Annotated in this window: 25 protein-coding genes; 11 read left to right on the top strand and 14 right to left on the bottom strand. The window is 32.2% G+C overall.

The annotated features are described in order from the left end of the window. Complete coding sequence (locus DFR85_RS25055; protein ID WP_110270631.1) at window positions 1–948, top strand: 3-hydroxyacyl-CoA dehydrogenase family protein; 948 nt, start codon at window positions 1–3, stop codon at window positions 946–948. Between the two features lie 7 nt (window positions 949–955). On the opposite strand, the gene DFR85_RS25050 is transcribed toward DFR85_RS25055, so the two are convergent. Next, window positions 956–1495, bottom strand: a complete 540-nt coding sequence (locus tag DFR85_RS25050) for a cupin domain-containing protein (RefSeq protein WP_110270630.1) — start codon at window positions 1493–1495, stop codon at window positions 956–958. A gap of 45 nt (window positions 1496–1540) precedes the next feature. On the opposite strand from DFR85_RS25050, the gene DFR85_RS25045 reads away from it, so the two are divergent. After that, on the top strand, window positions 1541–1726 hold the full coding sequence (locus DFR85_RS25045; protein ID WP_110270629.1) for a hypothetical protein: 186 nt from the start codon (window positions 1541–1543) through the stop codon (window positions 1724–1726). Window positions 1727–1743: 17 nt separating this feature from the next. Here the strand turns inward: DFR85_RS25045 and DFR85_RS25040 are convergent, their stop codons facing one another. Continuing rightward, window positions 1744–2292, bottom strand: coding sequence for a VIT1/CCC1 transporter family protein (locus DFR85_RS25040; RefSeq protein ID WP_110270628.1), 549 nt, complete (start codon window positions 2290–2292; stop codon window positions 1744–1746). A gap of 55 nt (window positions 2293–2347) precedes the next feature. Here DFR85_RS25040 and DFR85_RS25035 point away from each other — a divergent pair, with 55 nt between their 5' ends. Beyond that, window positions 2348–2734 carry a carboxypeptidase regulatory-like domain-containing protein gene (locus DFR85_RS25035; protein ID WP_110270627.1) on the top strand — a complete coding sequence of 129 codons (387 nt, stop codon included), beginning with the start codon at window positions 2348–2350 and terminating at the stop codon, window positions 2732–2734. A gap of 34 nt (window positions 2735–2768) precedes the next feature. Then, the gene (locus DFR85_RS25030; RefSeq protein WP_110270626.1) at window positions 2769–3257 is read left to right on the top strand and encodes an adenosine-specific kinase; all 489 of its coding nucleotides are present in this window, start codon (window positions 2769–2771) and stop codon (window positions 3255–3257) included. Here the strand turns inward: DFR85_RS25030 and DFR85_RS25025 are convergent. Beyond that, window positions 3186–3620 carry a DUF309 domain-containing protein gene (locus tag DFR85_RS25025; protein ID WP_110270625.1) on the bottom strand — a complete coding sequence of 145 codons (435 nt, stop codon included), beginning with the start codon at window positions 3618–3620 and terminating at the stop codon, window positions 3186–3188. The genes DFR85_RS25030 and DFR85_RS25025 overlap by 72 nt on opposite strands. A 32-nt stretch (window positions 3621–3652) precedes the next feature. Here DFR85_RS25025 and amrS point away from each other — a divergent pair, with 32 nt between their 5' ends. After that, window positions 3653–4708, top strand: coding sequence for an AmmeMemoRadiSam system radical SAM enzyme (amrS, locus tag DFR85_RS25020; RefSeq protein ID WP_110270624.1), 1056 nt, complete (start codon window positions 3653–3655; stop codon window positions 4706–4708). 4 nt (window positions 4709–4712) lie between these two features. Here amrS and DFR85_RS25015 read toward each other — a convergent pair whose 3' ends face one another. Beyond that, window positions 4713–5486: an enoyl-CoA hydratase/isomerase family protein gene (locus DFR85_RS25015; RefSeq protein ID WP_110270623.1), complete on the bottom strand. Its 774-nt coding sequence runs from the start codon at window positions 5484–5486 to the stop codon at window positions 4713–4715. A 65-nt stretch (window positions 5487–5551) separates the two neighbouring features. Between DFR85_RS25015 and DFR85_RS25010 the strand changes: the two genes are divergently transcribed. After that, the gene (locus DFR85_RS25010) at window positions 5552–6115 is read left to right on the top strand and encodes a hypothetical protein (protein ID WP_110270622.1); all 564 of its coding nucleotides are present in this window, start codon (window positions 5552–5554) and stop codon (window positions 6113–6115) included. Window positions 6116–6119: 4 nt separating this feature from the next. Here the strand turns inward: DFR85_RS25010 and cyoE are convergent, their stop codons facing one another. The 4 genes from cyoE to DFR85_RS24990 are packed head-to-tail and all read right to left on the bottom strand — an operon-like array spanning window position 6120 to window position 9007. Then, entirely contained in the window at window positions 6120–6986 is an 867-nt protein-coding gene (cyoE, locus tag DFR85_RS25005; RefSeq protein ID WP_110270621.1) for a heme o synthase, read from the bottom strand. 43 nt (window positions 6987–7029) lie between these two features. Beyond that, on the bottom strand, window positions 7030–7956 hold the full coding sequence (locus DFR85_RS25000; protein ID WP_110270620.1) for a homoserine dehydrogenase: 927 nt from the start codon (window positions 7954–7956) through the stop codon (window positions 7030–7032). Next, window positions 7953–8615 (bottom strand): B3/B4 domain-containing protein, encoded by a 663-nt coding sequence (locus DFR85_RS24995; RefSeq protein ID WP_110270619.1) that lies wholly within the window; start codon window positions 8613–8615, stop codon window positions 7953–7955. The genes DFR85_RS25000 and DFR85_RS24995 overlap by 4 nt, the downstream gene beginning before the upstream one ends. Beyond that, window positions 8612–9007: a CopG family ribbon-helix-helix protein gene (locus DFR85_RS24990; protein ID WP_110270618.1), complete on the bottom strand. Its 396-nt coding sequence runs from the start codon at window positions 9005–9007 to the stop codon at window positions 8612–8614. Before DFR85_RS24990 ends, DFR85_RS24995 begins: the two co-directional genes overlap by 4 nt. Window positions 9008–9036: 29 nt before the next feature. On the opposite strand from DFR85_RS24990, the gene tldD reads away from it, so the two are divergent. From tldD to DFR85_RS24970, 4 genes are read left to right on the top strand one after another with little or no spacing between them, the layout of a single operon-like run. After that, the gene (tldD, locus tag DFR85_RS24985; protein ID WP_110270617.1) at window positions 9037–10374 is read left to right on the top strand and encodes a zinc metalloprotease TldD; all 1338 of its coding nucleotides are present in this window, start codon (window positions 9037–9039) and stop codon (window positions 10372–10374) included. Next, on the top strand, window positions 10367–11602 hold the full coding sequence (locus DFR85_RS24980) for a TldD/PmbA family protein (protein WP_110270616.1): 1236 nt from the start codon (window positions 10367–10369) through the stop codon (window positions 11600–11602). The genes tldD and DFR85_RS24980 overlap by 8 nt, the downstream gene beginning before the upstream one ends. 46 nt (window positions 11603–11648) lie before the next feature. Further along, window positions 11649–12074 carry a universal stress protein gene (locus DFR85_RS24975; protein ID WP_110270615.1) on the top strand — a complete coding sequence of 142 codons (426 nt, stop codon included), beginning with the start codon at window positions 11649–11651 and terminating at the stop codon, window positions 12072–12074. A gap of 36 nt (window positions 12075–12110) precedes the next feature. Further along, complete coding sequence (locus DFR85_RS24970) at window positions 12111–13334, top strand: FAD-dependent oxidoreductase (RefSeq protein ID WP_110270614.1); 1224 nt, start codon at window positions 12111–12113, stop codon at window positions 13332–13334. Here DFR85_RS24970 and DFR85_RS24965 read toward each other — a convergent pair. Further along, entirely contained in the window at window positions 13314–13994 is a 681-nt protein-coding gene (locus tag DFR85_RS24965; RefSeq protein ID WP_110270613.1) for a biotin--[acetyl-CoA-carboxylase] ligase, read from the bottom strand. The two genes, DFR85_RS24970 and DFR85_RS24965, sit on opposite strands and share 21 nt — an antisense overlap. Beyond that, window positions 13984–15030 (bottom strand): L-threonylcarbamoyladenylate synthase, encoded by a 1047-nt coding sequence (locus DFR85_RS24960; RefSeq protein ID WP_110270612.1) that lies wholly within the window; start codon window positions 15028–15030, stop codon window positions 13984–13986. The genes DFR85_RS24965 and DFR85_RS24960 overlap by 11 nt, the downstream gene beginning before the upstream one ends. 258 nt (window positions 15031–15288) lie before the next feature. Between DFR85_RS24960 and DFR85_RS24955 the strand changes: the two genes are divergently transcribed. Further along, window positions 15289–15801, top strand: coding sequence for an NADH-quinone oxidoreductase subunit B (locus DFR85_RS24955; protein WP_110270611.1), 513 nt, complete (start codon window positions 15289–15291; stop codon window positions 15799–15801). On the opposite strand, the gene DFR85_RS24950 is transcribed toward DFR85_RS24955, so the two are convergent. Genes DFR85_RS24950 through DFR85_RS24935 form a run of 4 tightly spaced genes read right to left on the bottom strand, consistent with a single transcriptional unit; the run spans window position 15780 to window position 19046 of the window. Beyond that, a complete protein-coding gene (locus DFR85_RS24950; protein WP_110270610.1) occupies window positions 15780–16982 on the bottom strand; it encodes a glycerate 2-kinase in 1203 nt (400 codons plus the stop codon). The genes DFR85_RS24955 and DFR85_RS24950 overlap by 22 nt on opposite strands. Then, the gene (locus DFR85_RS24945; RefSeq protein WP_110270609.1) at window positions 16900–18087 is read right to left on the bottom strand and encodes an MFS transporter; all 1188 of its coding nucleotides are present in this window, start codon (window positions 18085–18087) and stop codon (window positions 16900–16902) included. The genes DFR85_RS24950 and DFR85_RS24945 overlap by 83 nt, the downstream gene beginning before the upstream one ends. Then, window positions 18056–18424 carry a hypothetical protein gene (locus DFR85_RS24940; protein ID WP_110270608.1) on the bottom strand — a complete coding sequence of 123 codons (369 nt, stop codon included), beginning with the start codon at window positions 18422–18424 and terminating at the stop codon, window positions 18056–18058. Before DFR85_RS24940 ends, DFR85_RS24945 begins: the two co-directional genes overlap by 32 nt. Beyond that, complete coding sequence (locus tag DFR85_RS24935) at window positions 18411–19046, bottom strand: metal-dependent transcriptional regulator (RefSeq protein ID WP_110270607.1); 636 nt, start codon at window positions 19044–19046, stop codon at window positions 18411–18413. Before DFR85_RS24935 ends, DFR85_RS24940 begins: the two co-directional genes overlap by 14 nt. Window positions 19047–19052 lie beyond the last annotated feature (6 nt).

Raw genomic sequence — 19052 nt, 5'->3', positions numbered from 1 at the left:
ATGATAAAACACGTTGCGGTAATAGGAGCAGGTCTTATAGGATCAGGATGGGCTACCCTACTTTCTACTAAGGGATATGAGGTATCTCTGTACACTGATAAGAAAGAAACCTTAGAAAAAGGTCTAAACAAGATAAAGAGTTATCTTGATGTAATGAAATCATTAAATTTAGTAAATAAAGATTCTTCTGAATATCTTAAAAATATAAAAACAACAACAAATATGGACGATGCTATTAAAAACGCCGAGTTTGTTCTAGAGGCGGTGATTGAGGATTATAATGTTAAGAAAAACATTTTCGGTTATTTAGATGAAATATTAGATAAAAACGTAATTCTTGCAAGCTCAACATCAGGCCTTTTGTTAACTGAAATACAAAAAGCTATGAAAAACTCTCCAGAAAGAAGCATCATAGCACATCCATGGAATCCTCCTCATTTACTTCCCTTAGTAGAGATAGTACCGGGAGAAAAAACATCTCAAGAAACAATAAATGCTACAAAACAATTTATGGAATCTTTAGATAGGGTAGTGGTAACTTTAAAGAAAGAAGTTCCAGGATTCTTAGGTAATAGACTGGCATTTGCATTATTTAGAGAAGCAGTATATCTAGTTGATGAAGGAATTGCAACGGTAGAAGATATAGATAAAGTTATGACGGCAGCTATAGGTTTACGCTGGGCATTTATGGGGCCGTTTTTAACATATCATCTTGGCGGAGGTGAAGGAGGATTAGAGTACTTCTTTAACAGAGGTTTTGGATACGGAGCAAATGAATGGATGAGCACTTTGGCAAAGTACGATAAGTTTCCTTATACTGGTGTAGTAAAAGCGGTTCAGCAAATGAAGGAATATGAATCAATAAAGGGAAAAAGCTTTCAAGAACTTTCTAAGTGGCGTGACGAAAAGCTATTTAAAATATATAGAATAGTCTGGGGAAAAGATTAGATATTTATTATTTTTCTTTAAATTCTAAAATTCCTAAGTTCTCTAGTAATCCTGAATCTGTAACGTCAAACAGTATAACGTCATTTTCTCCAGTATTAACATGGCTATGAATAGCATTAGCTGGTACTACAAAAACATCTCCTTCTTCCCAAAATAGTTTTTCATTATCTACTATAGAATATCCTTTTCCTTTGACAACTAGATATATAGAAGCCATGTTATGTGAATGAGGTTTAGTAACTTTCCCTTTTTCAATTAACTGAAAACCAGCCATCATAGTAGGTGTCAGACCCCTAGATCTTCCAGTAGAAGGTGAATACAACATTATTTTGGCTACTCCCTCTTCTACTTTACCTAACTCTGCTATCGCTTTAAGTAATTTTAATATCTTTGAAAACTTTACAACTTTAGGTTTTACTTTATCTGGAGGAGATGTGTATTCCATGAAAGTTACAACTTTCAGATCATTGTTTTCTATATCATTTACAAGATGTATAATGTTTTCAGTTAATTCTTTTTGCCTATCTTTTCTTTCTAATGTTTCCATAAGTTTATATTGTTTAAGCAGTTTAAAAAGGTGGCGATAGTGTATATGCAATGTTATATTAAATCTGGTGATCAAATTTGTGTAATGATATGCGGAAAGGTTATATGCGATTCAGAGACTGTAAAAGATTATGGACATCTTTGCGAATCTTGCGTAAAGGGAGATAGAAAGGCTTGCCAAGAAATGTTAGATAGATATGGTTGCTGGAGCTCTACCGGCTGGTGGTTATAATATTAAAATACTTAAATTTAATGATTAATTAGCATTGTTATTAATACAGTTATTATTCCGGCAATTATAATTATTGCTCCAGACTGAAGCTTTTCCTTTAAGTCTCCTTCATAAGATAAACCTAGAATAAAAAGTATAATTAGTGATATTAAAATTCCATAAAATATATCCCTGGTATAATCGTAAACAATTACAGCAAATACACCTAAAAATGGAGAAAAACCATGAGAAATTACAGAGAGAATTATGGTTGATTTCATACCATAGTCATAAATAGTTCCCTTAAGTCGTTTCATCATCTGTCTTTCCAACTGTTCATATTCCAATTTTCTTTCCTTAGCTTCTACTACTAGAGAATTCCACATAGAAGATATTGCAATTGCAATAATACCACTTAAAACTGCTAGATTAGTGTCTTGTATGCTTAATTTGCTAGCAGCAGCGGAAATAAGAACTCCAGTAGCTAATAGAATACCGTCGAACGCACCCAAAATCAAATATCTCCTTAATATAGATTTGTCATATTTTATAGAATATTTTAATCCATCAATTATCTTCTCTAACACTCTTACATATATTGATTCGATTTAAATATTAGTGTTTTTATACTGGATATCGACCATGAATAAAACAGTGCTTTTGGCTTTAGGAGTAATCATACTAATCTTAACTTTCGCTGGAGTATACTTAGCTTCAAGTTACAAGACATCTTACAGCATTTCTACTTTTTCAACACAAGAAGTTGATGGAAAATATATCCTTAAGGTTCAAGTTATAATGAACTATGGACCATTTGGAGGAAAATCGCCATTACAAGATGCGACTGTTTGGGTAAAGAACCAAAATAGTTTTTATCAAAATTTTACAAATTCTCAAGGAATTGCAGAATTCTACTTACCTCCCGGTAATTATAGTGTGGAAGTTACGCAGCTAAATCATTATACACTTCACGTCAGCATGGATAACGATAAAATGATATCTATAAGCTATGCATATTTACGCTCCTAAAAACATTTAATTTTCTAATTTTTTAATTCGTTATATGAGTGTTAAAATAGATGTCATAAGGGTTGAGATACCTGAAGGTACTAATGTAATTTTAGGCCAGTCACACTTTATAAAAACTGTAGAAGACTTATATGAAACTCTAGCATCGTCTTCACCTAGTTTAAAATTTGGATTCGCTTTTTCTGAAGCTAGTGGAAAAAGATTGATAAGATGGGATGGAAACGATACTGAACTTATAAATGTTGCAATAGAAAATTGTAAAAAAATAGCTGCAGGACATACGTTTATCTTGTATATAAAGAATGGATATCCTATAAATATTTTAAATAGATTAAAAAGTGTAGACGAAATTGTAAGATTATTTGCCGCTACTTCAAATCCTTTACAAGTATTAGTAGCAGAAACTGATCAAGGAAGAGGAATTATAGGCGTGATAGACGGATATACTCCATTAGGAGTAGAGTCCGATATCGACATAAAAGAAAGGAAAGAGATCCTTAGGAAGTTCGGATATAAGCGATAACGCGTTTTGTAATAATTTATCTGATATATCAATCTGATTTTTTAAAAATTTTATCATTGCGGCACAAATTAGAATTAGTGCTTGTAGATATTTCTTTAATTCTCCAGAAGATTTCTTCCATTCTCGCTCTAGTACTTCATGAGCCTCCCAAAAACGACATTCATAAAAAAGTTTTTTAAAGTCTCCCTGAATATTATCTGTATCTACAATAAATAAAGGAATCCCCAATAGTTTTATGACTTTATCTGGAGAATCAATAATGTCTATTTCTGTAAATTTGCATTTTCTTATGTCAATAACATTTACTCCATTTAGATCTTTAACATCTATTAACGGATAAAAGAGAATATACCTCTTAGGCATGCTTTTATTTTCAGAAAACAAGATTATATATAATGAGTAAGGAAGCTGTATTGTATAAGAAAGAACAGAATAAGATAAGATGCTTAGCTTGTGCAAGAAGATGTTTAATCGGTGAAGGACAAATAGGTTTTTGCGGAGTTAGGTCCGTTAGGAACGGTAAATTATATTTAGACGTTTATGGTAAAGTAGCTGCTGCGCACGTTGATCCGATAGAGAAGAAGCCTCTTGTTCATTTTTATCCTGGTTCTAGAGTATTTTCATTTTCGACATTTGGTTGTAATTGGATGTGCATGTATTGTCAAAACTATGATATAAGTCAAAGAAGACGAGCAGAAGGTACAGAACTCTCACCAGAAGAAATAGTAGAAATGGCATTAAGCTATGAAAGTGAAGGAATAACATATACTTATAATGAACCAGCAATATTTGCGGAGTTCGCTCATGACGTAGGAGTAATAGCGAGAAAGAAAGGATTGTTTAATACTATGGTTACTAATGGCTATTGGACTCCAGAGCTTGTTGAGTATGTCAAAGAATTTCTAGATGCAGCTACAGTAGATTTCAAAGGCAATGGAGAAGAAAAATTTATGAAAAGGTATACTGGAGCTAATGGACCAGAACCTATAATAGAAACTATAAAGGAGCTAAATAAAAAAGGCATTCATGTAGAAATAACTGACTTAATTATACCACAGATAGGAGATAGTCTTGAAGCTGCTAAAGCATTATTAAGGAAAATTTACGATATTCTTGGACCAGATGTTCCAATTCATTTTTTAAGATTTCATCCAGACTATAAACTAAGTTATTTGCCTGATACTCCAGTGTCTACTTTAGAAGCCCATTATAAAATAGCTAAAGAAATGGGATTTAAGTTTCCTTATATAGGAAATGTACCTGGACATCCCTACGAAAATACATATTGTCCAAATTGTGGTAGAATGGTTATAAGAAGATATGGATTTTCTATCCTTGAATGGCATTTAACTCAAGATATGCATTGTGAATATTGTGGATACAAACTACCTATAATAGGAAAGTTATCTAAGCACGCCTTTGATGATAGATTCGAACCAGTGTTTATCTAAAAAATTATTTTCCTTTAAAATTAGGTTTTCTCTTATTTAAGAACGCATCAACTCCTTCTTTTTCATCCTCTGTAGAGAATACATATCCCCAACCTAGACTCTCCATATTTAGTCCATCAACTATAGGAGAATCATTACCATAAAGTATTATATTCTTTAAAATAGATAATATTAATGGAGACTTCTCAAGTAATTTAGCTGCAAACTTTAGTGTTTCTTCCTCTAGGCTTTCCTTAGTAACAACCTTGTTTATGAGACCTATTCTTTCTCCTTCATCGGCTCTTATTCTATCTCCAGTCATCATTATTTCCATAGCTTTAGGTTTTCCTACTAATCTTACTAATCTTTGTGTTCCTCCGAATCCTGGATATATACCTAAATTAATTTCTGGCAGGCCTAGCATAGAGTCTTCAGACGCTATTCTGAAATCACATGCCATAGCTAGCTCTAAGCCTCCTCCTAAAGCGTAACCATTTATCATTGCTATTGTTGGTTTCATAAACCTTTCTATATAATCCATTAATTCACGGCCTTTCCTAGCAAAATTCCATGCAGTCATTGTATTAAGTTCCTTAAACTGAGAAATGTCAGCTCCAGCGCAAAAAGCTTTTCCTTTTCCTGTAAAAATAACAACTCTTATTTCATTATCTGTCTCAAAATCTTTTAGAATTGAGTCGATTTCATTAATCATTTTTAAATTAATAGCGTTTAATTTATCTGGTCTATTTAAATAAATCCATCCTATTCCATTTTCTTTTTTAACGTCTAGAGTTTCCATGTCTAATATCTCTATGAAAAGATATTTAAATAACGCTTTAATTCTAGTTTGTAGTAATTTCTATTATGAAAAGCTTAGAAAGAAGTAATATACTAATAGCTTTGACTTCAGTAATTCCATTAGTAGGTGGACCAATAACTGGATATTTATTAGGGAGAAAAATTAGAGATTTTGAGGATTCTCTAGTATATTTATTTATGGGTTTCCCATTGTTTATTTTAAGTTCTTCGATTCTTTCTTTTATATATTTTCGTAATTATCTCTATTTAGTTCTAATATATGCTGCAATATCTCCCTTTTTAGTTGCATATCTAATTTCTAGAAAATACGAAAATATGCAGATCAATGTTAATGAGTATTATATTGAAATAAAGCTTGAAGTACCAATTGATCTAGAAGAAAACACGGATCCTAATGTAATTTTTGAGAAAATATTTAACAAAGCTTTGAAAAAAATGAAAAATCCTTACTATTATTATAAATTAAAATCTTTAAATTCGTGCTCTAATCTAAAGGTTTCCTTATCAGAAAATAAAATGATACTTAGAAGAAGATGCGGAGATATAATAATAGAAATAGAGTTAACGAATAAAAATGTAGCCGATATGAAAGTTTCTATATCATATTGAATTTTTAAATAAAAGTAATAAGCCTTATTATTATAATTGATAGAAGAATAATCGCTAGATATGGCGCGGAAACCTTGAAGGATGTCCAGGCTTCTTCTCCTGTAGGATTTTTCAATAATCTTATACTAAAATACATTAATAATATCGACATTGCTACTGAAACTATCAAATAAGGAATACCAACAAAAAGATATAGTGAAATTGCAAAAGGTATCATTAATGCGTTCGAAATTGCTATCATTCTAGCAGAGAAATTCTCTGGCATAATTACTGGAAGCATTGGTATTCCAGCCCTATCATAATCTTCTTTGAACCTTAATGCTAATGACCAGAAATGTCCAGGAGTCCACATAAATATTAAAAAGCCTAATAAAAAGGCTGCTAAATCTAATTTTCCTGTCATAGCAGCAAAACCTGCCCATGCGGCAGCACTTCCTGCAAATCCGCCAATTACAATATTTAAAGGAGATCTAGGCTTTAACCATATTGTATATACTAGGACATAAATTAATCCGCCTAGAAGTATAAACATTGAAGATAATGGATTCGCAATTAATCCAATTAAAGTCCCCAATATTAAGAGAAATGTACCGACTACAATAGCTTCTTTTTTACTTACATACCCCATTACAGTAGGCCTATGTGATGTCCTTTTCATTACTTTGTCTTTATTGATTTCTATTCCTTCATTTATTATCATAGAACCTCCAGAAGCCAGCGTGCCTCCTATTAGTACTGCTAATAAATTTACAAGGATTATTTTAGATGCAAGAAATGCCCCACCTAAAGCGGCTAAATCCAATAACCATATAATTCTAGGTTTACTTAATTTAGTGTAATATATCAATTTACTTGGTATACTTAAGGCCATCTTAATCTAGTGTAAATTTTAGAGTATAAAAATAAAAGCTTGTTTATAATACGCCTTTTATTAATAAAATAAGATCTGAAAGCGCACCATAGGCAGCATTTATTGGACCAGCACCTGGTCCAATAATAGTAATTTTTTCTATATCTGATTCTATTTGCAATGCATTATTGACATAATCAACGTTAAATAACTCGTCCTTCTGATCTATAGCAATAGGTGATACATAGTTTTCTTTAGAGTCTGCATATGCTATTAACTTAATCTTAGAGTTAGTCTTTTTTGCATCATCTATTGTATTACGATTTATATTCTTTATTCCTTCAAATTTTACTTCGTTTATTGATATATTCTTTTGGAAATAAACGTTAGTTAATATAGCTAGTTTAGCAGCCGAATCAAAACCGTTAATATCTAACTCTGGATTAGCCTCAGCATAACCTTTTTCTTGAGCTTCTTTTAGAGCCTCGTTATAGCTTGAACCTTCAGACATTCTAGTTAAAATATAATTAGTTGTTCCATTCAAAATTCCTCTTATCTTTATTATTTTCATACAAGGCAAAATTTTATATAGATTTATTGAAGGAGTTCCACTCATTACAGTAGCTTGAAAGCCTATTTTGGCATTGTGCATTTTTGCAGTCTCCATAATTTCCTTGAATCTGAGAGCTAATGGAGACTTATTTGTAGTAATAACATGTATTCCTTGCCTTAACGCAGATATATATAAAGAATATGAAGGCTCACCATCTTTGTAGTTAGCTACGCTCATATCTACTACGATATCTGGTTTTATTTCTTCTAATGCGTCTATTGCCATAATCTTCTTTTCTACTTCAAATTTTTCTGAATCTTTAAACATAGCTCCTTTACTGGTTACAATACCTCCTATTTCGACATTTATTTTCCTTTCATGAATTAAACTTCTAAATGCTTTTCCAACATTACCATAGCCAACTAGCATTAGTTTCAAGCTATTATTACCTCGTGAACTATTTTACCTCCTAACTTAGATAAAAGGTTACATGTAATATTTACTGCTCGAATAACTAACTCCTTATCTACATTAAGTACGCCTGCACCTACTATAAGTACATTTCTAGTATTAAGATCTACACTGGTTAATATGGAGTCTCTATGAGGATATATATGCATTACCTTACCTTCTTCATCAATCAAAATAGGTATGCCTTTGTTTACCTTTTCTGGGTCCTTTTTGCCTATTCCATAAAAAATCTCATTACCAGACGAAATAATCAAAGATGGGTCTCCTCTTATTTTTGACATATCATATATTCCAATAGGTACCAATGTGTCTGCACTAGCTATGTTTCCTGAATCTACTATATCATTAACTCTAGGGAGTTTTCCGTTTCTATTTATTCTTCTACGTAGAGCTTCTCCACTGGGTCTAGTCTTTGTGGGATCTACTCCTATCTTCCAGTAAAAATCCCTATAGGCTCTAACAATAGGATTGTCTTTTAATTCTTCGGGGTTCTGTGAGGAATATTTTTTCTCAATCTCTAATATTTCCTTTTCTAAATTGTTTTTACCATTGGATATCCCTAAAACTTCTGTATATGCTATGAAAATTCCCATTAATTTGCAGCTATTATCTACGCTGATATTCATCTTTCTTCATAAGATATTAAGAGTCTAGATTTTTTAATTCCACGTAATTGTGAAAGCCTAGAATTTAAGGTTACTAGATCACTCTTAGTCCCTCTTACTGCTATTGCTTCCATACAGTCTCTTTCATTAATATGAATATGCAAAGTCGATATTATTTTGTCCAAATTTTCATGTTGTAAAGTAAGAAAATCTTCTGTAGCCATCCTTTCATCGTAGACTACATTTATAATTCCATATACAATTTTTGTGTCTTGTTCATTTTCATCTAAATAATTTCTTAATGCTATTTGAAATATTTTTGATCTATCGCTTGCTAAATTGCTCTTCATAAAGTTTTCAAGTTCTTGTACGAGATCTTTGGGTAATGATACACTAATCTTTTCTACATTCATAAGTAGTATATAGAGGTGATATTTTTAAAATGCATGATCTTATAGCAAAGGCTGAGGACATGGGCGCATCGTTTGCTGATTTACGTTATTACAAGACTAAAGAAATCAGTATAGTAGTAACAGAAGATCGTCAATACGTATCTGTTAATGGTATAGATGAAGGATATTCTCTAAGAACTCTTTATGAGGGAAATTGGGGATATTCAAGTTTTGTAAAATCAAAAGATAATGAGCTAGAGAATGCTATTAAAAGCTCTTATGGAAACGCAAATGTTAATATAGTTTATCTACCTCCTAAACATGATATTGTACATATAAAACCTAAAAAAATGATTGTCAAATCTCCAGATGAGATAGCCAATGACTTGAAATTAATAAAGAACGAACTACTTAAAGATGAAAGAATTAAATCTGTTAATATAAGGTACTATCAAAACGATTTTTATAAGGAGTATCATAGTACTGAGGATAGAGATATAACACTTCAATATGCTTTATCTGGTCTTTATATAAGTACAGTTGCAAGAGAAGGGGATATAGTTGCTGCCGCATTCGATGGAAAATCAACCTATTTAGGATATCCATTAGAGGTCTTTGACGTAAATGAAATGATATCTACGTTAAAAAAACGGATAAACAATCAACTCAAAGGCGTTGCTACTAAAGCTGGAGAATTTGATACTATTTTAGCTCCAGACGTTGTGGGAGTGTTCTCACATGAGGCTTTAGGCCATTTAGCTGAGGCGGATATTGCAATAAATGGAATTTTAGAACCTTTAAGAGGAAAGAAGATAGCTCCAGATTATGTTAGTGTTGTGGACTCTCCTAATTTAAGTTTTGATATGGCTATAGGTTTAACTCCGTATGATGATGAGGGAGTCGAAGGAAGAGAAGTCAAGATAATAGATAAAGGAGTGGTATCAGAATTTTTAGTAGATAGATACTATTCCGCATATCTAGGAGAAAAACCTTCTGGAAACGCAAGAGCAGAAGATTTTAGAAGTCCAGTAATAATCAGAATGAGAAACACTTACATGCTTTCTGGTGAATGGAACTTGAATGAAATGATAGAGGATACAAAAGACGGATACTTGCTTTCTTCTCCGTTAGGTGGGCAAACCAGTCCAGATGGAACATTCCAGTTTGGAATACAAGAAGGATATAAAATAGAAAACGGGGAGATAAAGTATCCTCTACGAAATGTTGGCATATCAGGATATACACTAGAAACGTTAAATAGAATATCTGCTGTATCTAAGGAATTTGATGTATGGCCTGGATTTTGCGGTAAAGGAGGACAAAGTGTTCCAGTAGGAACTGGAGGCCCATATATTAAAGTCAAGATAAAGGTGGGAGGCGTTGCTTGACAATTTAATTTCTAAAGCTAAATCACTAGGGTTTGCAGCAGAAATTTTCTACATAAAGAGAAATGAATTCTCAATAAATTCAGAAAAACAAATATATTCCAGAAACCTCAAGGAAGAAGGATATGGATTACGAATCTTTAAAGATAAAAAAGTAGGATTTGCCTTTTCTACCAATTTAAATGATGAATTACTAGATAATGCTATAAAGTCATGGAAAATATCGGAGAAAGATGATGCTAACGAAATTCCTCAAATTTCTACTGTAAATAAATTACAGCTATTTACTGAATTCGATAAAAAAGATGTTTGTATAAGTTTATTTGAGAATTTGAATGAACTTAAAACACTTATGAATGTAATTAGTATATATACTGAAGCCCATGAAAGTGAAGTAGGAATAGTAAATACTGAAGGGGTCAACATAAGCGAGAATAGATCCGGAGTAACAGTAGGTATAGTCGCAAATAATAAGGAAGGGGCTAATGTATCACCGGAAATCTATGAGTATAGATCATTTAGAGATCCTTCATTTAATATTGATGAAATTAAGGAAGATATAAAATTTAGAATTAATATTACTAAAAATAGACAAAAATTTGATAAAAGGACTGATACTGTAATATTAACGCCCAAGGCTATATCTGAACTTTTAGTGCCATTATTATCATACGCAATAACTGAAGAAAACAATTATCGTGGAAAGACACCTTTAAAAGAAAATATGGATATAAAATCCGGCTTAAAAATAATTGATGATCCTACTATACCAAATTCGTTGTATAGTAGATCTTTTGATAGTGAAGGTCAACAATCTAAAACGAATGTTATAATAGATGGTAAAGTAAAAACGTTCCTAAATAATTGGTATTGGTCGCTAAAGGCAAAAAAGCAAGAAACGTCATCAGCATCTAGAAGTTATTCTACAATTCCTTCAATTTCTCCTTCTAACATAAAAATAGACTTTAATGAAAAATTATCTGCTGATGAGAATTATGTAGTAGTAGATCAAGTTCAAGGAGTGCATACAAGCAATTTTGATACTGGGGACTTCAGTGTAGTTGCTTCAGTAGCGTGGCTCTCCAAAGAGGAAAAGGGAATAAGAGAAATGATCTTAACTGGTAATATTCTTAATCTATTAAAAGGAATAGAGGCTGAAGATCATAAATATAAACAATACAATAACGTATTAACAAGTAACATTTTGGTTAAAGGAATTTATCTTACGTAAAAATCATTCAATAAATTTATATAATTAATTCCCTATAAAGAAATTCATGTTTAGCCATATAGTAATTGCGTATGATGGTTCAAGTCATGCTAAAAGAGCTTTAGATATAGCCATAGATTTAGCATCTAAATATTCTTCTAAATTAGATATAGTTGAAGTAGTTGATTCTACAGTTTTTTCTGGAGCAGGAGTAGCCCCAATACCTGCAGATGTAATTGAATCAGTCTATAATAAGGCAAAATCAGATATAGAAGAAGCAAAAAAATTAGCTTCCCAAAAAGGAGTTAACGCTGAGGGTGTGGTATTAGAGGGAGATCCCGCGAATGCCATATTAGATTATGTCTCAAAAAATAACGCAGATCTTATAATAACTGGAAGTAGAGGTTTATCGACCTTTAAAAGGATGCTATTAGGTAGCGTATCTACTAGATTAGTTCAAGAAGCTAAAATACCCGTAATAGTTGTAAAATAAAAGGTTTTTTATGTATTCTTTGTAATATATTTTATCATGAATATAACAGTAGTAGGATCTGGACCAGCAGGTCTTTACGCTGCTATTTCTGCTGCTAGAACTGCTAAAGTAAAATTAGTTGAAAAACAAGATAGACTTGGAGGCACTTGTGTACTTTATGGTTGTATTCCATCAAAAGCGATGCTACATCCTAGTATATTGGCTTATGAACTTAGTAGACTAGGCAGAAAAATAGATTTTTCTTTTGATGAAGCACAAAAATTTGCTAAAGAAGCAATAGATAGGCTCTCTAAAGGAGCGGAATATATGTTAGAAAGTCAAGGAGTAGAAGTAATTCATGGCACTGCTACTTATAGATCGGGAAAGATAAACGTAGGTAATGAAAGTATAGAAAGTGATGGAATAGTAATTGCTACTGGAACAGAGAAACCTAAGGTTAATTTCACCATAGCCTCAGATGATATACCATATCTCAATAAAGATTTTAATTCAGTCGCTGTAATAGGCGGAGGAGTAGGAGGAGTAGAATATAGTTGGTTAATAAAAATGCTAGGTAAAGACGTGCATATTTTTGAAAAACAAAATGAAATTTTACCATATCTTGATTCAGATCTTAGAAGAGAAGTAACTAAATACTTTAAGAAAATTGGAATAAAATTACATTTAGGACATGATGTAACGATAAGTGAGAATAAAGTAAGATTTGCTGATGAGGAATTTAGTGCTGATCTTATACTTTTTACATTTGGCAGAAAGCCCTTATTGGATGGATTTGAGGAAATACCTCACGAGAAATGGATCAGAGTTGATGAAAGAATGTACACAGGAGTAGGAAATATATATGCTGCCGGTGACATAACTGGAAGTTTTACTGCCCACGAAGCCATAAATAAAGGAGTAGTAGCAGGATTAAATGTTATAGGTAATAAAAAGGTCTATAGTCCTATAGGAGTGCCTAAAGTGCTATATATAGAACCACAAATAGCCTATGTTGGAAATACCAATGGAAAATGCGTAAAAATAAATATGGCCGAAGTAGCGAGAGCTATTGCAGAAAAAGAAACTGAAGGTTTTGTTAAAATATGCTTTGAAAATAATAAGATAGTTGGCGCAGTTGCTTTTAGTGAAAGAGCAGAAGAAATAATATCATTGATTTCCGTTCTAATGAGATCGACCCTAGAAGAGGCTAGGGAATTCATTGCACCACATCCATCTTACTTGGAAGCTGTATGGGAAGCTTTAAGACGTTTCGAGCCTTAAAACGTCTTCGACCTCAAATATACCGCAGTCAGTTATTAATCTTCCAAGTCTATCCACAAACATGGCAGTACATGTTTTATTCCAATCATTTCCATATAAATTAACTTTTTTGTTTTTTATATAAAGAAATGTATTTATTTCCTCTATTGTAGATTCGTCATCCTTATTTAAATATATTTCAATAGAATTTATTATATTTTTCAAGAGTTCATCATTATCCAATTCTTTACCTTTTTCGATTAGAACTGACGTAGCATTTAGCTCACTAGGAAAATTTTTAATATTAGTATTAATACCGGCACCTATGAACATTGTAGAATCGTTTCCTTGTAATATTCCTTCTATAAGTATTCCAGAGATTTTCTTACCATTAACTACAATGTCGTTTGGCCATCTTATTTTTGCGTCGACATATTCCTCCAGAACGTAACGTATGGCTAAAGCTACTTTAAGAGTAGCTATTGGTATCTCTTCTATTGGAAATCCCCTTTTACAATAAGTAAACCATAGACCACCTTGTGGAGAATACCATTCTCTCCTATATCTACCTCTAGCTTTAGTTTGCTCACCTGCAATTACAACGAAATCAGAATACAGCATTGAATATACTGCTTCAGCAAAATCCTGCGTAGATGTAACTTTATTTAGTTTAATTAGCATACTTGTTAATATCCTCCATAGAATTTATTATTGAAAACCCGCAGGCTTTCCTAGATCTATTCATTATTGCTAATCCTATTCCGCTTTCTGGGAAAGACTGTAAAATTCCCAATTCGACATCTAATTTATCAAGTTCTCTAAATGCTACGAATAAATTTCTTGCTATCTCATATAGATTCTTTTCGCTACCTAAGATAATTTTAGGCTCATCAAAAAGAACAGCTTTCTCAGTAGAACATAGAACAGCAACTTTATGCTTTTCTCTTAACTTATTTACAACATCCTTAAATATAGTCATGTTCTCTACTAATAACATCTTCTTTGAAGGAGCGTAATGTTTATACTTCATACCTGGAGCTAACGCTACACCAAATTCCCCTTTTCCTTTTATTTGATCGGGTATTATTATTTCACCAAATAATTTGTTCAATTCTTCTACAGTAAATGGACCGGGCCTTAATAGTACGGGAGGACTTACTGTTAAGTTTATAATTGTCGATTCTACTCCAAAGAAACTTTCTCCTCCATCTAAGATCACATCGACCTTATCGTCTAGATCTGCATAAACATCTTCTGCTCTTGTAGGACTTGGTCTAGTTGCAAGGTTTGCACTAGGTGCACCTATAGGTACTCCACTTTCCCTGATTAGTTGAAGGGCTACTGGATGAGCTGGCATTCTAACAGCTACCGTATCTAATCCTCCCGTAGTCACTTTAGGTACCTTACTGCTCTTTTTTAAAATAAAAGTTAAAGGCCCAGGCCAAACTATCTGAGCTATTTCTAGTACCCTATCGGGTATATCTTCCGCAACCTCATATAATTGCTCTATATCTGCTATATGCACTATTAATGGATTATCCATTGGCCTGTTTTTTGCCTTAAAGACCTTAGCTGCAGCCTCTGGATTATAAGCGTCTCCTCCTAATCCATATACTGTTTCCGTAGGAAAAGCTACTATTCCCCCTTTCTTGATTACATCTGCCGCTATTCTTATTTTATCTATTTCTGGGTTTAATGGATCAACTTTTAGTATCATACGCTTTTTACCTAATATGTAGAATTTATTTTTAGTGATGAACAACGGATAGTGGACATTAGTGACAGGGGCGCTCTACACTGAAATTGGACTGAAAGATGATTGATGAGGTGATCTCTGAAATAAATGATGAGATAAAAATTTTTTATAATATATCATGTTATAATATTATACATTTCGTATTGCATTATAGAAATATTAAAACTGTATATTAACAAGATATATTAACTCTTGAGATAATAGTGTACTTGATATCTAATGTCTGATGAAACAATACTAGTTGGAGATGTAAGGGAATCTGCTAAAAAGGCCGCACAATGGTTAGTTAATAGAAAACCTATTAAAAATCTTATAGATTGGGGAGTTTCTTTCTCCTTATGGCCCCCCCATTTGACTACAAGTTGTTGTGGAACTGAGTTCGGCGCATTTGCAGCAGCCAGATTTGATTCTGAAAGATTTGGGGTGTTACCATTTTCGTCAGCAAGACAGGCAAATTTGTTAGTAATAGAAGGTACTATGACTAGAAAGATGGCAAGGGCAGCAAAAATAGTTTATGAGCAAATGCCAGAACCTAAATTCGTAATTGCTATGGGAGCTTGTAGTTTAGAGGGCGGAATATTCTGGAATTCGTATAATACAGTTTTAGCTTCTGATGTAGGAATACCAGTTGATATATATTTGCCAGGATGTCCAACGAGACCAGAAGCTATAGCAAGAGCAATTCTAATGCTACAGAAAAAAATAAGAAATCAAGGTACTATCAGTAAATAAACATTATTCACATTAGTATATGTTAGCCCTGTTTTTACTACTACTCCATATTTCTCTAATAATTCATAGCTAGAATGAGTTCTAAGTGCTTCATCTATATCTTTATAATTAATTGTTAGTGAATCGTCAATAATACATCCTGCATATTCACTATTACCGTCTATCCCATCTGTTGCTATTGCATAAAATTTGAATTTGCCTTTTCTTATCCATTTTAGTAAAGATAACGCAACTTCGCTATTTCTTCCTCCTTTTCCATATCTCTCGCTTTCTCTTATTGTAACATCTGGCTCGCCACCTATTATGAATGTGTAATTCTTAGAAAAGGGAATAGAATATAAAGATGAAGAATTATATACTGATGCTATAAGTTCACCTACACTTCTTGCTTCTCCTCTAATTTCTGAAGTTAATATGAAAGGATTTTTAGTATCTTTTGATAAATTTAATAGAACATCCATATTATCCAAAATTATAAAATTGTTAACATTCTTTAGATCTTTAGGAGTCTCTTTAAGATATTTTACATATTTATCTAGACCTACTTTTATGAGTGATTCTTTTGCGTCTTCTATTGTAGTAAAATCTGGAGCTGTTGGTCCGCTTCCTATGCTACTTAAATCATTTCCAGGTACATCACTTACTATGAAACTAACTATTGGAGCCTTAGAATAAAGAGCAAGATTACCTCCTTTTATTGAAGATAAATGTTTACGTATTGTATTTATTTCATTTATTGATAAGCCTGATTTAACTATGTCATTATTAAGCTGAGAATATTCCTCGATAGGGATGAGAGGATCCTCCATTAAAGCTGATGCACCACCAGATAGTAAAAAGAAAAATATATCATAATCCTCTTCTTGTAAGATTTCTTTTACTCTTCTTGCTGCTTCTAAGCTGGATAAAGTTACTTGAGGATGTGAAGATTCTATTATTTCAGAATTTAATTTAACGTTAGATCCTTTAGGTAATATCGTTAAGCTTCTAACTGGATCTATTCTTTCCAGAAAGAACTTAGCCATTTTATAGGCTGCTTTTCCTACTGCGACTACTAACGGTTTCTTAAATGAGGCCTTAAAATTATTATATATGACCTCATTTTTGCTCAGTTTTACTTTTTTCTGGAGTACTAGATATGGATCTGAATAATCCAATATTTTGCTTACTATTTCGTCCAAGACCTATCATATAAATGCTAAATATTAAAATTAAAAATCCAAGTGAAAGAAGGACATATTTTGGTTCTATACTTTCAGCTATAAATGAATATGAAACAGATATTATACCAGATAATATTGAGGAAATTGTAGATATGGTACCCCAGATTCTACCCATAATCTCGTTTGGTATATTTATTCTAAGCCACGATCTCCAGCTTATGTTTTGGAAAGAAGTAAATAATCCTCTAAAAAGTATCAAGATATAGATAAAAATCGTATCTATAAAACTAATAGCTATTATAGAAAAACTCAAACCTAATATTCCCACTATTATCCAAGTTAGAATTCTTTCGTTTTTAATAACTTGTGAGGATACAAATGCACCAATACTATTACCAACTGTAGTAAAGGTAGATATTAACGCTATAGATTCTTCAGTCTTGAAAATATTAAATACATAACTATTTAGTATAATAGGAATAAGCCCAACAAAAGCAAAAGATATTGCCGAAAATAAAATAGGCATCTTATAGAAATTTATTTTTAAGCTATATTTATGAGGAATATGTATATTAGAGATATTTATTCTACTAATAAGAAAAGCAGAAGAAAATCTAAGAATAGAGACTAAAAATAGGAAGGCTATTTTGCCCAAAATCGGAAATAGTAAACTCAGAATTCCTCCTGTTAGAGCAAATAACGATATAGTCAAGGAATTTATAGACGTAGCACCTATAACTTCATTCTTTCTTAATATAGATTGAATTAGACCTGCAGAAAAAGGAGAAGATATAGAAACTATAGTAGTTAATAAAAGAAACGAGATAACTGCTGTGTAAATGCTAAAAGAGGAAACAAATATTAGAATTGCTTGGCTAATTCTAGTTAAAATAAGAAATTTTTTCCTATCTACTTTATCAGCTAAAAATCCAGATGGAAAAGGCATTATTGAGGATAATATCATTGAAATTCCTATAATTTCCACATATAATGGCAAAGAACTAGATAAGAGCAAATAAGCTATTGCTATATTATACATTAATCCAGAAATATGCATAAAAGATGTAGATAACCAATAATATCTGAACTGCTTATTTTCTCTTAATATTTTTATCAGATTCATTTTTCTTATACTCCTTATATAATTGAGATGCTATTCTCCTACCTTCCTTAGATAGATCGTAATAAATCCCCTTAGGTTTGTGATCTAGTTCTCTAGCCTTAACTTTTAGCCATGGCTTAACTGATGAGGTTACAGATCTTTTTAAAGCGCCCTGAAATCTGATTAGATATCCCATCTTTTCCAATTCTCTACAAGTATTATCTATTTCATCCTCACTATATTTAGGTGCCCAACCACTTTCGCCCATCAATCTTCTAGCCATATACCATGGATTATCCGGACCAAACTTGTATATATGCATCAAAATTTTTTTCATTAAATCATTAAGCTCTGACATTTACTAAGACCTGTTCTGCTATTGTTTTAGGGATTTCAATCATTTTACCACTAGAATCTAAAAAAATCTTATCATTTTCTCTATTTATAGAAATTATATTTCCAGGCTTAAGACCCAATTCTTCAACTTCTCTTAATATCCATTCTTCTTCTTTTATTATCATGACAACAATATATTTCCCTGACTTTACTTGATCTAACTGTACTCCCTTTACTTCTCCTCTGCCTGGAATAGGATGGCCATGAGGACAAGTTTTAGGATACCCTAAAACCTCATCTATCTTATCCAATACATCATCTGGCCATATATGTTCTAATCTATGTGCAATCTCATGTGCTCTTATCCAATCTAGACCGATTATATCAGTAAGAAGCCTTTCTGAAATTCTATGAGATTTTACTAGTCTCTCAGCTACCTTCCTTCCGTCATCTGTCAATTTTATGCCTTTATTATTTCTTAAAATTAGACCTAGAGACTCTAATTTACTTATAGCTTTACTTATTGTACCAGGAGAAACTTGAAAAGCTACAATAAGATCTGTAACCTTTGCGTAACCTTTAACGCTTTCAAGCTCGTAAATTTCTTTTAAATAATTTTCAAGTGGTTCAGAAAGTTCTGCCATATTATA

The sequence above is a fragment of the Acidianus brierleyi genome (assembly GCF_003201835.2).
GTDB classification, from domain to species: Archaea; Thermoproteota; Thermoprotei_A; order Sulfolobales; family Sulfolobaceae; genus Aramenus; species Aramenus brierleyi.
This window is presented reverse-complemented; position numbering and strand designations above follow the sequence as displayed.